The following is a 15,639-nucleotide window of genomic DNA, read 5'->3' as shown; positions in this document are numbered from 1 at the left end:
CCCCGTCGAACCGAGTAATCGGGAGTCGGACGGGAGCCCTGGCCGGCTCTCGCCGGAGCTCTGTCGGGGGTCGGGCCGAGGCGGCGATCATCGCTGTCATCGGGCTCGGTGCACGAGGCGGACGACTCCGCCCGATAGGGTAGGAGTGTCGAGAACCGAAGAACACGCGAACATAAGGGACAATGGGAGCATGAACGCTCGAATCCTCGTAGTTGATGATGACACGGCTTTGGCCGAAATGATCGGAATTGTGCTCAAAAGTGAAGGCTTCGAGCCCTTCTTCTGCGCCACCGGAGACCAGGCCTTCGAAGAGTTTCAGAAGGTCAGCCCGGACCTCGTGCTCCTCGACCTGATGCTTCCCGGCAAGGACGGACTCGAAGTGTGCCGGGAGATCCGCGAGATCTCCTCGGTGCCGATCATTATGCTCACGGCGAAGTCCGACACGGTCGATGTCGTCCTCGGCCTCGAATCCGGTGCCGACGACTATGTTCCGAAGCCGTTCAAGCCCAAGGAGCTCGTCGCCCGCGTCCGTGCTCGACTGCGGATCTCCGAACCGCAGGCTCCCGAACTGCTGACCGTCGGCGATGTCGTCGTCGACGTCGCCGGTCACACGGTGACCAAGGGAGGATCCCCGGTGTCACTGACTCCGCTCGAGTTCGATCTGCTCGTCGCCCTGGCCCGCAAGCCCTGGCAGGTGTTCTCCCGCGAGACCCTGCTCGAAGAGGTGTGGGGTTACCGCCACGCCGCGGACACCCGACTCGTCAATGTCCATGTGCAGCGTCTGCGGTCGAAGATCGAACGCGATCCGGAGAAGCCGGACATCATCGTCACCGTCCGCGGCGTCGGCTATAAGGCCGGCCGAGCCGCGTGACCTCCGAGGCAGCCGCGGACGGGCCCGTCCGCACCGCGGCCTCGGCATTGAAGACGTTCTGGAACTTCATTCTCCGATCGTTCAGCCACTCCCTGCAGGTCCGCATCGTCGTGCTCACCATCGTGCTCACCTCGGTGGCGATCTTCGGTGTCGGCACCTATATGTCACAGCAGATCGCCCGCGGTCTCTTCGACACCCGTCTGGACTCCCTGTCCTCGCAGACCCGGTCGATCCTGGCCGAGTTGCGCTCCCTGGCGCCGGTCGACGGTCAGGCGGTCACCCAGGACACGCTCAGCTCGCAGCTGTCATCGATCTACAACCGTTCGGCCGGGTCGGTGTACTCGCTGACCCTGCAGCCGAAGGATCCGAACTCCTCGTTCTCGACGATCACCGCCGGTGGGCCGGGCGAGGACGGTGAGGCGTCGCAGGTGCCGATCACCGATGAGCTCCGAGAGGCCATCCGCAAGGCCCCGTCCGATGACAAGCTCTACCAGTCGGTGAGCCTGCCCGACGGGACCGGGCCGGGTCTGCTCATCACCCAAGAGCTGCAGATCCCCGGCGCCGGTCAGTTTCAGCTCTACTACCTCGGCGACCTCAGCGAACAGCAGGACACGCTGAACTTCGTGCAGCGGTCGATGTTCGTCGCCGCACTCGTCCTCGTCGTCCTCGTCGGCGCCGTCGCCTGGATCGTCACCCGCCTCGTCGTCACCCCGGTGCGCACCGGCGCCGAGGTGGCCAGGCTCATCGCCGACGGCGACCTCGATGAGCGCATGCCCGTGCACGGCAATGATGAGATCGCTGTTCTCGGCGAGAGCTTCAACGATATGGCCGACACCCTCCAGCATCAGATCGAGCAGATGGAACGCCTGTCCGTGCTGCAGCGGCAGTTCGTCTCCGATGTCTCCCATGAGCTGCGGACACCGCTGACGACGATCCGTGCCGCGGCCGACCTCATCTTCGATTCCCGCGACGACCTCGATCCCGTCACCGCCCGCAGCGCCGAACTGCTGAACTCGCAGGCCGAACGCTTCGACAATCTGCTCTCCGACCTGCTGGAGATCTCCCGCTACGATGCCGGTGCCGCAGCCTTGGTGGCCAAACCCGTCGACATCGGGGCGATCGTGACCTCTGTGATCGAGACCGTGTCGATGGTGGCCGAACAGATGTCGACGGCCATCGTCGTCCATGCTCCGTCATCACCGGTCATGGCCGAGGTCGACCGGGTTCGCATCACCCGGATCGTGCGCAACCTCGTCGTCAACGCCATCGAACACGGTGAGAACAACCCGGTCGACATCTATGTCGCCTCCAACGCCGAGGCAGTGGCGGTGAGCGTTCGCGACCACGGTGTCGGCATGAACGAAGAACAGGTCGAGCACGTCTTCGACCGTTTCTGGCGTGCCGATCCGGCCCGCAAGCGCACCCTCGGCGGATCCGGTCTGGGTCTGGCGATCTCGCTCGAGGATGCCCACCTGCACAACGGCTGGCTGCAGGTCTGGGGCAAACCCGGCGAAGGATCGTGCTTCCGGCTGACGATTCCGCGGCGCCCCGATCAGGAGATCACCTCGTCACCTCTGCCGCTGCCGCCCCGTGACGCGCAGATCCGCGGTTCCGCGCTCGTAGCCGGACCGCTGTCCTCGGACGGTTCCGTACGCATTCAGACCGGGTCGATCCCGATCGTCGTCGAAACCGAGCCGGAGATGCTCGAGGCGAACCACGACGCCCCCGCCGAGGCGGTCACGCAGGATCCCGCATCGGCTCAGCCGAATACCGTGACAGCCCGAGCAGACACCGCCGAACCAGACACCGATGCGGTGGGGCAGCTGTCCGCTGCCGAGACCGATCCGGACCTGGGTGGCAGAGATCCGGACCTGGGTGGCAGAGATCCGGACCAGGGCGGCGCTGATCCGGACCTGGGCGGCACAGATCCGGACCAGGGCGGCGCTGATCCGGACCTGGATCGCACAGTTTCGGACCTGGATGGCGACGACGCCGGCGACGCCAGCGTGAAAGACAGAGAAGGAGGACGGCCATGATGCGCACGATGCCCCGGGGCTTCCGGGTGAGGACCATGCTGGTCTCCGTCTTCACAGCCCTGGCCCTCGTCGGCTGCTCGTCGATCCCGACCTCCTCACCTATCGGTCATATCGAAGACGATTCGGGTGACCAGGGTGCGAACAACGCGCGGATCCCCGACGGCCCGGAACCCGGCGACAGCCCATCGGACATCGTGCGCGGATTCCTTCGGGCAGGAGCCGGCACAGGCAACAACTTCTCCGTGGCCCGGTCATTCCTCACCGAGGGCGAGGCACAGAAATGGAGCCCGCAGGAATCGGTGTCGGTGCTGCCGAACGACACTGACCTCGACTCCTTGAACGTCGGGGTCACCTCCGATCAGAAGACGATGAGCATCTCGGCTCCGGTCGTCGGCCTCGTCGACTCCTCCGGCGTGTACAACTCCACCAAACCGGGCACCCAGTCGACCCTGGAGTTCTCATTGCGGCAGGAGAACGGGGAGTGGAGGATCTCCTCGGCGCCGGACGGGCTGCTCATCAGCCAGACCGACTTCCGCACGATCTTCCTCAACTATTCGCTGCAGTTCTTCACCTCCGACTATTCCTATCTCGTCCCTGACTCCCGCTGGTTCCTCCGGTCCTCCTCGACCCCGACCGTGCTGATGAACGAGCTGCTCAGCGGACCCGCCCCCTACCTCTCCGGAGCGGTGATCACTGCGATCACCGACGGGGCGAAGCTGAGCGAATCGAATGTGGTCACGATCGAGAACGGTGTTGCCCATGTGTCCTTGGGACAGCAGAACCCGGCCCCGTCCGACCGTGAGAAGGGACTGATCCGCCAGCAGATCGCCACCACTCTGCAGGTCATTCCCTCGATCTCGGCGATCGAGCTGACCATCGGCGGACAGACGGTGCCGGCCAGCCTGCAGCCGAAGACCGACACCTCGGTCCAAGTGGATGGGCCACCCGTCGTGCTCGCCGATGACCGACTCTCTCGTGTCTCGGGAACGACCGTCGCCAAGGTCGAGAACAGTCCGAACCTGAAGAAGGCGAAGGCGAGTGACCCAGCGGTGTCGCTGGACGACTCCCTGTACGTGTACCTGGCCGATGACGGCAAGCAGCTCATGCGGTTGAAGTCCGACGCCGTCGACGCCACTCCGATCCTCAAGGGCAAGAAGCTCGTGCGCCCCAGCATCGATCGGTTCAATACGACCTGGACCGGTGAGGCGGAGAACGAGGGCGAACTCAAGGCCGTCGGCCGTGACGGAAAGGTCTTCACCGTGGCCGCCGACTTCCTCAACGATCGGCAGCTCGTCGATATCGAAGTCTCGCGAGACGGAACCCGTGTCGCTCTGCTCAGTCGGCACAAGGGGGAGCCGGACCGCGTCGACGTGGTCGGTGTGCCGCGGGACAAGGCGGGCAATCCGTCCGGCCATGTCTCCGAATCGCCGATCGAAGTGGGAGCGAGCTTCGACGAGATCAAGGACGTCTCTTGGGCAGGGTCGACCTCTCTGGTGGCGCTGGCCGCTGAGGAAGGCGATTCTGCGCAGCCGTTCCGCATCGGAGTCACCGGACCTGCAGAACAGCTCGGCGAAGTCTCGGGCGGGAGCCGCATCGCCGGCGGGGTGGATGGACGCTCGATCCTGGTCACCAGTTCCGATGGCGCCCTGTACAGCTACAACTCGAACGCGTGGCAGAAACTCGTCGATGTCGCCGCGAAGGATCCCTCCTATCCCGGCTGACCGGTCGGGCTGGGCACAGCTGACCGGTCCGCCTCGGCATAGTAGATTGCTCCCATGGGGCTGCTCGGGGAGTTCGGCGAACTGCTCCTGCCCCGCCGGTGCGCCGGATGCGGGCGGGAGAACGTCTCCCTGTGCACTCGCTGCCTGCAGCTGCTCGGTGGGATTCCGCGGGCGATGGAACCGCGCTACGGCAGGATCCCGATCGTCGGGGTCTGCGAATACAACTCGCAGATCTCGCGGATGGTCGTCGGTTTCAAGGACGAAGGCCGTCGGGACATCCTCGACCCGTTGGCTCTGGCACTGACCCGCTCGATCGTCGCCGCACTCGACCTCATCGGATACTCCGGCGGAACCGTCCGACTCTTCCCGGCGCCCAGCTCGGATCGGGCCAGACGTCGCCGCGGCGGATCGCATACGGCGGTCTTGGCGAATCGGGCGAAGGAGCTGTCACCGGAGCTGCCCATGGAAGTCCACGATGTGCTCTCAGCGAAGCGCTCACGCGACCAGGTCGGACTGGGCGCTATCGAACGGGCACAGAACGCGGAGCGGACTCAATATCTCGACCGGAGAAGGATTGCTGAGATCTCTGCTCCGTGCCCGGCTTCGGGCGCAGACTCCGAGTCTGCAGATCTGCTCATCGACGACTTCGCCACCACGGGCGCAACCTTGGCAGAAAGCGCACGTTTGCTATCATCGGTGCAGATCAGACCCGCTGTGGGAGCTGTTCTCGGTCTCGGTCGCGGGGGCACTCGATTTGTCTCTCCCTTTACTGTATAACGGTGGTACCCATCCAAGGGCATGGGATCGGATGAATCCGAGGAACGAGTCGCTAAGGACACATCATGGATATCGTTGTCAACGGCCGTCAACTGACCATCTCCGACAGCTTTCGAGCCCACATCGAGGACAAGATCGCCAAAGTCGAACAGCTTGCCCCTCGCGCTCAGCGTGTCGAAGTACATGTCACTCACGAAAAGAACTCCCGCCAGCCCGAGACGAGCGAGCGGGTTGAGCTCACGGTTGTGGCGAAGGGACCGGCAATTCGGGCAGAGGCCATGGCAAGCGACAAATATGCGGCACTCGATCTGGCATGGGCGAAGCTCGTCGAACGTCTGAGGCGAGCGAGGGACCGGCACAAGGTGCCGCGTTCGGGCCATCACCGCAAGGAATCCACGGCCGAGGTGTTGGCGAAGATGCCGGTGGCCGAACCGATGATCCCCGACGCGGACGCCGATGCTGCGAAGGCTGACGGGGACCGCAGCGGCGATCAGACGAATGGTCGGATCAAGGCCGAAGGCGATTCGCCGGTGGTTCTGCGTGAGAAGACCTTCACCGCCTCACCGATCGGCATCGAAGAGGCCCTGAACCGAATGGAGCTCGTCGGACACGACTTCTACCTGTTCATCGACGAGGAGTCGAGCAAACCTTCCGTCGTCTACCGCCGCAAGGGCTGGAGCTACGGCGTCATCGCCCTCGACCACGAACTCGAAGAAGCCATCGACTGACCCTATTGCTACCTGACGGCGGCCCAGCAACCTTGCGCAAGGTTGCTGGGCCGCCGTCAGGTAGCAATAGGGGTATAGCGTGGGGTTATGCAGAGGATGACACGGGCCGCGGCCCGCAGGACGGCGATCGCGGCGACCGGACTGGACCGACCACGACCGGCGAAGGTCACTGCCCGACACCTCAGATCAGTCTTCTCCACCCTGGGCCTGACCCAGATCGACTCCGTCGCGCGAGTCGTCCGCTCCCACTATCTGCCCTACTTCTCCCGCCTGGGCCCCTATCCGCGGGAGACACTGGACCGTCTGTTCTACTCCTCACCGCGCATGGGCGTCGAATACTGGGCGCATGCCGCGGCCTTCGTCCCACCGCAGACGTGGAAGCACTTCGCCCGTGCCCACAGCGAATGGTGGCGCAACGACTTCGGGCAGCGCCATCCTGAGACCGGCGAGGAGTTCCGAAACCTCCAGTCCTCCGTCCTCACCGCCCTGTCGTCCGGGCCCCGGACGGCGCGGGAAGTCGCCGAGGTGGTCGACCACGATCTGCCGGAGACGCACCGCGGCCATTGGGGTTGGAATCCCAGCCAGGTGAAAGTCGCACTCGAAGCACTGTTCGCCGGCGGAATCATCAGCGCCTCGGGACGCAATGACCACTTCGAACGCATCTATGCGCTGGCTCGAGACGTCTCACCGGAGCTGCCGGAGATCCCTCTGAGCTATGGCCCACCGGATGATCCTCGATTGGGCCTCGACCCGACCGCGCAGCTTCCGCGCGGAATCTCCGGGGTCGACAACGATGTCGTCGAGCTCACCCGCATCGCCGCACGTGCCTTGGGCGTTGCCAGACCCGAGGACATCGCCGACTACTTTCGGCAGCGGCGCGCACCGACCGACGCCGCCATCACCGATCTCATCGCCTCGGGCGAGCTGCGTGAGGTCGACGTCGAGGGGGTCCGGGCCCTGAAATGGCATGAGGCACGAACTCCGCGCACGGTGAACGCTCGAGCGCTGCTGGCACCGTTCGACCCGCTGGTCTTCTACCGTCCGCGCATCGAATGGCTCTTCGACTTCCACTACCGCATCGAGATCTACACTCCGGCTGCCAAGCGTGTCCACGGCTACTACGTCACTCCGTTCCTCCTCGGCGAACGACTCGTCGGGCGCGTCGATCTGCACCGGGACCGGGCTGCAGGAATCCTCCGCGCCCACGCGGTGACATGGGAGCCGGGGGAGGAGCACACCACGGAACTGGCTGACGAGCTCAAGACGATGGCCGCATGGCTGGGTCTGACCGCCGTGGACCTCGAAGGTACTCACCTGCCATTAAGCTAGGGGCTATACAGTCGTTCGAGTTGTTGTCCGGCAGACATGCCGATTAGGAGAAAAGTGGCTAATTTCCTCGAGAAGCTTCTGCGCACAGGTGAAGGCAGAACTCTGAAGAAGCTCCGCCGATACACGGATGCCATCAACCAGCTGTCCGATGAGTTCAGCGAGATGACAGACACCGAACTGCGTGAGGAAACCGGCCGGTTCAAGGAGCGCTACAAGGACGGCGAGAGCCTCGACTCCCTGCTTCCCGAAGCCTTCGCCGCCGTGCGCGAAGCATCGAGCCGGACCTTGGGTCTGCGACACTTCGACGTTCAGCTCATGGGCGGCGCCGCCCTGCACCTGGGCAACATCGCAGAGATGAAGACCGGTGAGGGCAAGACCCTCGTCGCCACGGCACCGGCTTATCTCAACGCTCTCACCGGCAATCCGGTCCACATCATCACGGTCAACGACTATCTGGCCACCTACCAGTCCGAACTGATGGGACGCGTCTTCCGCTTCCTCGGCATGGAGACCGGCTGCATCCAGGCGAACATGCCCTCGGATCTGCGTCGCAAACAGTACGCCGCGGACATCACCTACGGCACGAACAACGAATTCGGCTTCGACTACCTGCGCGACAACATGGCGTGGTCGGCCGACGAACTCGTGCAGCGCGGACACTCCTTCGCCATCGTCGATGAGGTCGACTCGATCCTCATCGACGAGGCACGTACCCCGCTCATCATCTCCGGTCCTGCCGAAGGCGATGCGAACCGCTGGTACGGCGAATTCGCCAAGGTCGTCAAGCGGCTGAAGAGTGACCGCGACTATGAGGTCGACGAGAAGAAGCGCACCGTCGGCGTCCTCGAACCCGGCATCGAACGCGTCGAGGACTACCTGGGCATCGGCAACCTCTACGATGCGGAGAACACCCCGCTCATCAGCTTCCTCAACAACTCCATCCGCGCCAAGGAGCTGTTCAAGAAGGACAAGGACTACGTCGTCCTCGACGGCGAGGTCCTCATCGTCGACGAGCATACCGGTCGTGTGCTCAAGGGCCGCCGCTACAACGAAGGCCTGCACCAGGCCATCGAGGCGAAGGAAGGGGTGAAGGTCCAGGCCGAGAACCAGACTCTGGCGACGATCACCCTGCAGAACTTCTTCCGTCTCTACGAGAAGCTCTCCGGCATGACCGGTACGGCCGAGACCGAGGCCGCGGAATTCATGTCCACCTACAAGCTGGGCGTCGTCCCGATTCCGACGAACAAGCCGATGCAGCGCGTCGACCAGTCCGACTTCGTCTACAAGAACGAGGTCGCGAAATTCGATGCCGTCGTCGACGACATCGTCGAACGCCACGAGACCGGACAGCCGGTCCTCGTCGGCACGACCAGCGTCGAGAAGAGCGAATACCTGTCGAAGCACCTGGCCAAACGCGGCGTCAAGCATGAGGTCCTCAACGCGAAGAACCACGCCCGTGAGGCCTCGATCGTGGCGATGGCCGGACGCAAGAGCTCGGTCACCGTGGCAACGAACATGGCCGGCCGCGGTACCGACATCATGCTCGGCGGCAACGCCGAGTTCCTCGCGGTCGCGGAAATGGAACGTCGCGGTCTCGACCCAGCCGAGAACGAGGATCAGTACGAGTCCGAATGGCCGGCGGTGCTGAAAGCGGCCGAGGAGAAGGTCAAGGAAGAGGCCGAAGAGGTCGTCGAGCTCGGCGGACTCTACGTGCTCGGCACCGAACGGCACGAATCCAGGCGCATCGACAATCAGCTCCGCGGCCGCTCGGGGCGCCAGGGCGACCCGGGGGAGAGCCGCTTCTATCTGTCCCTGACCGACGATCTGATGCGCCTGTTCGGCTCCGGTGCCGCCGAGAGGATCATGGCCACCGCCAATGTTCCCGATGACGTGCCGCTGGAATCGAAGATGGTCTCCCGGGCCATCCTGTCGGCTCAGTCCCAGATCGAACAGCGCAACGCCGAACAGCGCAAGAACGTCCTCAAATACGATGACGTGCTCAATCGGCAGCGCACTGTCATCTACAACGAGCGGCGCAGCGTCCTCGACGGGGCCGACCTCGAGGAGCAGGTCGCGAAGTTCCGTGAGGAGGTCATCGACGCCTACGTTGCCGAAGCGACCACGGGACCGGTCGAGGACTGGCAGATCGACGAGCTCTTCGACGCCCTCGGAAAGATCTACTCACCGTCGATCACCTCCGAAGACCTCGCCGAGGAGCTCGGCGGACTCGGCAACCTCACGAAGAACCGCCTCAACCAGGAGATCCAGTCCGATCTTGGCGTGTTCTACTCCCAGCGCGAAGAGGAACTCGGTGAGGAAGCCACCCGCGAACTCGAACGCCGCGTCGTCCTCTCCGTCATCGACAAGCGCTGGCGCGAACACCTCTATGAGATGGACTATCTGAAGAACGGGATCGGACTGCGCGCCATGGCCCAGAAGGACCCGCTGGTCGAATACCAGCGTGAGGGCTTCGACATGTTCAAGACCATGCAGGATGGGATCAAGGAGGACGTCGTCCGCCTGACCAACACACTGCAGGTTCAGGTGACCTCATCGGCGGGCTCCGACGATGGCGAGCCCGAGGTCGAGGTCGATGCTGAGGAGCTGCGTCACAAGACTCCGAAGATGCAGCTGTCGGCCCCGTCCGAGGCCGGTTCCTCCTCGGTCTCCGAAACCGAGGACGATGACGACCCGGCCCCGGCCAATCGCGCTGAACGTCGCGCGAAGAAGAAGGCGAAGAACTGACACAGGGCCCTCGGAGGCTCACATCGTCTGCAGAGCAGTCAGCGTCCACCGGGTGGTGAGCAGTTCCAAGCGGACTGCCACCGCCCGGATGCGGTTTGCGGCGACGACGATGACCGTGACCTCGGCGATCTCGGGGCTGATCTGGCACACATGTGCCGTTCCCGGCTGTACCGTGCGGGCGCCGGGTACGGTCGTCCGCTGCGGAGCCACCTCGGCGCGCAATTGACAGCGGTGATCGATCTTCGCCAGCAGCTCAGGTTCGACCCAGCGGGCGATCGTCTCGCTGCGCCTGACCCCGGAGAGGACCTCGAGGCAGGCAACCGCCAACGAGGTGGCCGTGGCCGCGATCCGCGCGCGATCGTCTGCGATGTCCTGGCCTCGGATCTGTTTGCTGACCCGTCGAGGAGACTGTGCCGTGGACAGCGGAGCGACTTGTCGCCGAGGCGGCGTCGAAGCCTGCGGTCGGGTGAGGGTGAGCGGGGCGGTCATGTCTGGATCTCCAATCTCTGACCTGCGATGATGAGGCTCGGATCGGGTCCGATGGTGTCCTCGTTGGCGGTATGGATGTCAGCGACGAGCTGCGGAATCTCTGCAGGAGCGTCGGTCAGCTCGGCCGCGATCGACCACAGGCTCTCGCCCCGAGTCACAACATGTGTGGAGGATCGGGAACCTGCGGGCACGGACGCGTCGGCGCCGTCACCGGGCTCATCCGGTCTCCCACCGTGGTCGGATTCGTCATCCTGAGCTGAGTCTCCGGACCTGTCCGCGCCTCGGTCACCCGGTGGCGATGAAGGCGCATCGCCCGACGGCGGTTCGGTGGGCCATCCGGGGTCGGGCAGCTGTGCTCGATCTGGGGACTCGGATCCCGCTGGCGACCCTGCATCGTCGGGCTGCTCCGCTCGGTCAGGGGAGTCCTCGACCCGGCCGTCATCGTCGACCGTCGGCCATCCGGGATCGGCAGGGGCGGCCGACGCCTCCGTCGGAGATGTGCCGGGCCCGGAAGCTCCGACCGGTGCCGCCTGAGCGGAGTGGACGACCAGGCCGGCAGAGACGACGGCAAGAACGCTCGACGCCAGAATCCGCGGCATCGCCTTCACAACCAGTCCTGCAAGCCTCGCCCGGAGCCGACCTGACGGGAGAACGCGCAGCAGCAGCGCCACCAGAGAGACGAGGCCGAGCCGAGCGAACATAAGTGCTGCCGCGCCGATGATGACGATGACGACGATGTCGCTGGTCGTCCGTGGCTGGGGCAACTGTGTCCACGCAGTGAAGAACGCACCGAGCAGAATCAGCCATGAGCCCGCACATGCAATCAAGAGATACATCTAGACATCCTCCATTGGATATTGAACATAATGATGCCGTTAGATGTAATTTGCTGTCAATGGATCAACTCTAACTACATGACTGTAGTTCGAAGCCCCGTCGTTCTAAGTCTTGAAAGTGGACTACAGCTGGGGCAGGCTTAGCGATTATGGACGATCGCATCGACGCACTTCTGGCGGATATCGAAGCCGCCGACTCAGCGGCACAGGCGCACGCCAGGAGAGGTGAGTTCGGTGATGAGGTCGCCGGCCAAGCCGCCGAAAGGACTCTGCTCGAACGACTGCGCGGAGCAGTGGGGTCGACGGTGCAGGTCACTATTCCCGACCGTGACGTGACCGGAATGGTGCGCTTCCTCGGTCGCGACATCGTCGTCGTCGCCGGGGCTGAGGTCTCCGCCATTGCGATCAGGGCCGTTCGCGGGCTCAGACTGCCCTCGAGAGTGCACCGATTCGAAGCCGGTGGACTCGAACGTTTGGGGATGGGGTCCGCGCTGCGCCGCTGGTCAGCCGCTCATGAAGAGGTGACGATCGATGTGGCCGACCGATTCGGCGGGATCCGAGGACGATGCGATCTCGTCGGTGCGGACTATGTCGAGATCGCCGGCCGGATCATCCCCTTCGCGGTGATCAGCGCCATCCACGCCCGCACGGATCCCTTCGAGTGAGCTGGGAGTGATGGAGATCAGAGTCGAAGCGAGAGGGTCAGTCCTCGATGGACCCGGTCTTGATCTGGTACTCGGTGCGCTCGTACATGCGCTGGATATAGGCTTCGATCTCGGACTTCTCGACTCGCCACTGGCCGCGCCCGCCGACCTTGATGGCTCGGAGATCGCCCGAGCGGACCAGTGCCCGAGCCTGAGCGATAGAGACATTGAGCAGCTCGGCCACATCGGTCAGCGGCAGGAAGCGACTTTCGACGGCCATGAGGTGACTTCTCCCATTCCAAATGTCCATCTGCCTCCAGATGTCCATCTGCTTGTTGGTGCGTTTTGCCAAAAACATTGCTTTGGCATCATTTGATGTCCAATATTATCACTGAGGAACGGTCTCTGTCAGTGAAACTTCTGCGAATCTGGAGATGCAATGGAGCTCTCGAAACGAATCCGACGCCCCCGCTGGACCGATGCACGGCTCCTGGTCGGAGCGATGCTCGTCGTCCTCGCGGTCGTCGGAACCTATCTGCTCGTCACCTCGGCGAACTCGACCACCCGGGTCTGGGCGAGTGCACGCGCCCTCGTCCCCGGTGAGGTCCTCAACCCGGCCGACCTCACCGTCGCCGAGGTCAACCTCGCCGATCTCGGCAAGAAGTACCTCTCGGCCGATGCCGAGCTGCCGACGAACACGAGCGTGCGCAGCGTCGTCGCGGCGGGGGAGCTGCTGGCCGCCTCGGCGGTGGCGCCCCTGTCCGAACTTCAGGGGCGGGTCGTGGCCATCGACATCGCCGGTTCCGTCCCGAGCGTCGTCGACTCGGGCAGCCTCGTCGACGTCTGGGCCCAACCGGAGCAGAACGGTCTCGACGACGACGGGACACCGCCCGAGCAGATCGTCGATTCCGCTCCGGTCGCCCACATCAGCCGAGACGTCGGCAGCTTCGGGGCAGGCGACGGCGCCCGCATCGAAGTGTTCGTCGGCTCCGGCGACCTGCCCGGGGTGCTCGCCGCCCTCGACGGACGCAGCGTGCTCTCCGTCGTCGGCGCCCCGTCCGTTCCTGCCGACGACAGCGGGCAGTGATGACACAGGTCCTGCTCGCCGTCGACTTCGAATACGACCTCATCCTCTTCGAGCTGCTCAGCGAGATCGACGATGTCACGATCGTCGCCCGCCCTGCCGACGAGGTGGAGCTGCTGGCCCACTGCCGCACAGGCGGCGCCGACGTGGTCATCATCGGACGGTACTTTCCCGGCCTCGACGCCGAGGTGGTCACCGCGATCACGGCGTCCGGAGCGAAGGTGCTCGGTTTCGGCGATGATGCGCACGTCCTCGAGGCCGTCGGTGTCACCTCCGTCGTCTCGACGGTTGCGGATGCGACGACGATGGCCGCCGCCATCGAGGACATCCGCGCCGCCACCGTGGTCCCGCCGCGCCCGACGACGCCTCCGGGTGCGGTCGGCGGAGCGGGGGTGGTCATCACGGTCTGGGGGACCGGCTCGTCGCCGGGACGCACCCTCACTGCCGTCAACCTCGCCGATCAGGCCTCCCGCCAGGGCCGGCGCAGCGTCGTCGTCGACGCCGACACCGTCTCCGGGATGGTCGCATCCACTCTCGGACTGACAGAGGAATCCTCACACCTGGCCAGCCTGTGCCGGTCGCAGACGGACCCGGCGGGGAACCTCGACCCGTATGCGGTGCCGCATGCGACGATCCGTGAGAACTTCCACGTAGTCACCGGGCTGACGCGGCCGGAGCGGTGGCCGGAGATCCGCGCCTCCGTGCTCGAAACGGTGCTGCAGCGCCTGGCGAAGGTCTACGACGTCGTCATCGTCGACGTCAGCGACCGCATCGATCCCGATGATGACCTCGCCGACCCCTTCTATGACCGGCACTGCGCCACCCGTGCCGCCCTTGAAGCGGCCGATATCGTCCTCGTCCTCGCAGCGGGGGAGCCGATCGGACTGCAGCGGCTGGTCAAACTCCTCGGCACACCGCGGGCGGAGGCGGTGCGTGAGAAGCTGCGGCTGGTGATCACGAAGGTGCGGTCGAACGCGGTCGGTCACCCCGCCGAGACGCGGATCAGAGAAGTCCTCGACCGATTCGTCCGCATCACCCCGGACTTCATGCTCAGCGACGACCGCTCCACCGCAGATGCCGCGATGCTCGCCGGCCACACCCTGCACGAACAGAATCCCCGGTCCGTCCTCGTCGCCGACCTCGCCGGAATGGTCGACGAGCTCCTGCCGGGCCGCCGCCGCTCCCGCAGATCCAGCGGGGGACGCGAGCGTCTCGGCGCCGGTCGTCGCGGACGGAAGGTGCGGGTGAGCCAGGGGAGCGGACCGCGGGACTAGGATGAGGGGCATGGCCATTCGCTGCTACATTCCCACCACTCTGACCGCGCTGCGTTCGGCACTCACCGACGTCCGCGCCGTCGCCCCCGATGCGCAGGGGCGCAGCCTGCGGGGCGAGGAGTTCGAAACCGCTGAATTCGATGCCATGTGCATCGCCGCCGCGCTGGCCGCGAATGCGGTCTTCGCTCCCGCTGAGACCGATGCCGGCACCGAGGCGGTCCCCGAACGCCGCGTCATCGTGGCCTATGACGCCCCCGAGTCCAGCCCGGCAGAACCGCTGACCGCAGGCTTCGAACTCATCACCGTCGTCGATGTCGATATGACCCGGGTCGCAAGCTTCCACCTCGACGAAGACGTCGTCTGGGACGACGCGGTGCGACTGGCTGAGGAGACGGGCGCGAGCGCAGCCGAGGACCGCCTCGGCGCTTCCGATCTGCTGTGGTATGACTCCTCGGAGCTTTCGCAGCTGCTCGGCGACGAGGGCTGACTCGACAACGGTTCGATCGGCTTCGCCGACCGTCGGGCTCAGGCGGATTCGAAGCGGCGCAGCCGGTCGCGCAGTCGCTTCTCGAGGATCGGAACGACGGCCTGTTCGATCATCGCGCCGAACATCGGAATCGATGAGCTGATCTCGGCGTGAGCGGCGAGCTTCGTCTCCGAGCCTGATTCGCGCAGCTCGAGGACCGCATCGATCTCGACGGGGACGCCTGCGGCGCGCGCGGTCATGCGGATCTCGGCCTCATCGGCGAGGACATCCCCGGGAATCATGTACACCTCGACCAGCACGGTGTTCTTCGGAAGCCTGGAGGCCAGAGCCGCAGGAAGTTCGGACTTGGGCATCGGGGTCCGCACGGTCATCTCGGTGTCGGGGTCCAGATGATCGGCACTGGCCTCGGAGCCGAGCTTCTCCCAGATACCGGGATCGGCGAGTTTGGCCAGGAATGTCGACAGATCAACCGCATATTCATGATTGAGGGTCAGAGTTCGCATAGCTCCAGTCTGCCAGCGAATGAACGGTACACCACCGTATGCCGCTCGGCGTGCCTTTCTCGATATTTGGGCATAGTGTGGGCAGTGACGATTCGATGCCGAATCGCCGGACGAA

At 64.8% G+C, this 15,639-nt stretch carries 15 protein-coding genes; 11 read left to right on the top strand and 4 right to left on the bottom strand.

What is annotated here, in order from left to right:
- Positions 1 to 190: 190 nt before the first annotated feature.
- From mtrA to secA, 7 genes are all read left to right on the top strand, one after another.
- Positions 191 to 871 (top strand): MtrAB system response regulator MtrA, encoded by a 681-nt coding sequence (mtrA, locus tag GUY37_RS11545; RefSeq protein ID WP_135807711.1) that lies wholly within the window; start codon positions 191 to 193, stop codon positions 869 to 871.
- Positions 868 to 2,907 (top strand): MtrAB system histidine kinase MtrB, encoded by a 2,040-nt coding sequence (gene mtrB, locus GUY37_RS11540; protein WP_228278156.1) that lies wholly within the window; start codon positions 868 to 870, stop codon positions 2,905 to 2,907. Before mtrA ends, mtrB begins: the two co-directional genes overlap by 4 nt.
- Complete coding sequence (locus GUY37_RS11535; protein WP_228278155.1) at positions 2,904 to 4,628, top strand: LpqB family beta-propeller domain-containing protein; 1,725 nt, start codon at positions 2,904 to 2,906, stop codon at positions 4,626 to 4,628. The genes mtrB and GUY37_RS11535 overlap by 4 nt, the downstream gene beginning before the upstream one ends.
- A 54-nt stretch (positions 4,629 to 4,682) precedes the next feature.
- On the top strand, positions 4,683 to 5,405 hold the full coding sequence (locus GUY37_RS11530; protein ID WP_166825733.1) for a ComF family protein: 723 nt from the start codon (positions 4,683 to 4,685) through the stop codon (positions 5,403 to 5,405).
- A gap of 65 nt (positions 5,406 to 5,470) precedes the next feature.
- The gene (gene hpf / locus GUY37_RS11525) at positions 5,471 to 6,133 is read left to right on the top strand and encodes a ribosome hibernation-promoting factor, HPF/YfiA family (protein ID WP_166825730.1); all 663 of its coding nucleotides are present in this window, start codon (positions 5,471 to 5,473) and stop codon (positions 6,131 to 6,133) included.
- An 87-nt stretch (positions 6,134 to 6,220) separates the two neighbouring features.
- Positions 6,221 to 7,462, top strand: a complete 1,242-nt coding sequence (locus GUY37_RS11520; RefSeq protein WP_166825728.1) for a winged helix-turn-helix domain-containing protein — start codon at positions 6,221 to 6,223, stop codon at positions 7,460 to 7,462.
- Between the two features lie 54 nt (positions 7,463 to 7,516).
- Positions 7,517 to 10,207, top strand: coding sequence for a preprotein translocase subunit SecA (gene secA / locus GUY37_RS11515; protein ID WP_166825725.1), 2,691 nt, complete (start codon positions 7,517 to 7,519; stop codon positions 10,205 to 10,207).
- 18 nt (positions 10,208 to 10,225) lie between these two features.
- Here secA and GUY37_RS11510 read toward each other — a convergent pair whose 3' ends face one another.
- Both GUY37_RS11510 and GUY37_RS11505 read right to left on the bottom strand, forming a co-directional pair.
- Positions 10,226 to 10,696: an Rv3235 family protein gene (locus tag GUY37_RS11510; RefSeq protein WP_166825722.1), complete on the bottom strand. Its 471-nt coding sequence runs from the start codon at positions 10,694 to 10,696 to the stop codon at positions 10,226 to 10,228.
- Entirely contained in the window at positions 10,693 to 11,532 is an 840-nt protein-coding gene (locus tag GUY37_RS11505; protein WP_166825719.1) for a LysM peptidoglycan-binding domain-containing protein, read from the bottom strand. Before GUY37_RS11505 ends, GUY37_RS11510 begins: the two co-directional genes overlap by 4 nt.
- Before the next feature lie 149 nt (positions 11,533 to 11,681).
- Between GUY37_RS11505 and GUY37_RS11500 the strand changes: the two genes are divergently transcribed.
- Entirely contained in the window at positions 11,682 to 12,197 is a 516-nt protein-coding gene (locus GUY37_RS11500; RefSeq protein ID WP_166825716.1) for a hypothetical protein, read from the top strand.
- A gap of 37 nt (positions 12,198 to 12,234) precedes the next feature.
- Here GUY37_RS11500 and GUY37_RS11495 read toward each other — a convergent pair whose 3' ends face one another.
- Entirely contained in the window at positions 12,235 to 12,456 is a 222-nt protein-coding gene (locus GUY37_RS11495; protein WP_025780784.1) for a helix-turn-helix domain-containing protein, read from the bottom strand.
- Between the two features lie 159 nt (positions 12,457 to 12,615).
- On the opposite strand from GUY37_RS11495, the gene GUY37_RS11490 reads away from it, so the two are divergent.
- The 3 genes from GUY37_RS11490 to GUY37_RS11480 are packed head-to-tail and all read left to right on the top strand — an operon-like array spanning position 12,616 to position 15,021.
- Positions 12,616 to 13,263, top strand: coding sequence for an SAF domain-containing protein (locus tag GUY37_RS11490; RefSeq protein ID WP_166825713.1), 648 nt, complete (start codon positions 12,616 to 12,618; stop codon positions 13,261 to 13,263).
- The gene (locus GUY37_RS11485; protein WP_166829677.1) at positions 13,263 to 14,534 is read left to right on the top strand and encodes an AAA family ATPase; all 1,272 of its coding nucleotides are present in this window, start codon (positions 13,263 to 13,265) and stop codon (positions 14,532 to 14,534) included. The genes GUY37_RS11490 and GUY37_RS11485 overlap by 1 nt, the downstream gene beginning before the upstream one ends.
- Before the next feature lie 10 nt (positions 14,535 to 14,544).
- The gene (locus tag GUY37_RS11480; protein WP_166825710.1) at positions 14,545 to 15,021 is read left to right on the top strand and encodes a DUF6912 family protein; all 477 of its coding nucleotides are present in this window, start codon (positions 14,545 to 14,547) and stop codon (positions 15,019 to 15,021) included.
- Between the two features lie 38 nt (positions 15,022 to 15,059).
- On the opposite strand, the gene GUY37_RS11475 is transcribed toward GUY37_RS11480, so the two are convergent.
- Positions 15,060 to 15,524: a DUF2505 domain-containing protein gene (locus GUY37_RS11475; protein ID WP_166825707.1), complete on the bottom strand. Its 465-nt coding sequence runs from the start codon at positions 15,522 to 15,524 to the stop codon at positions 15,060 to 15,062.
- Between the last annotated feature and the right edge of the window lie 115 nt (positions 15,525 to 15,639).

The organism is Brevibacterium limosum (genome assembly GCF_011617705.1).
GTDB lineage: Bacteria > Actinomycetota > Actinomycetes > Actinomycetales > Brevibacteriaceae > Brevibacterium > Brevibacterium limosum.
Note: the sequence above shows the minus strand (reverse complement) of the source record. Positions and strands in the feature narration are given on the sequence as shown.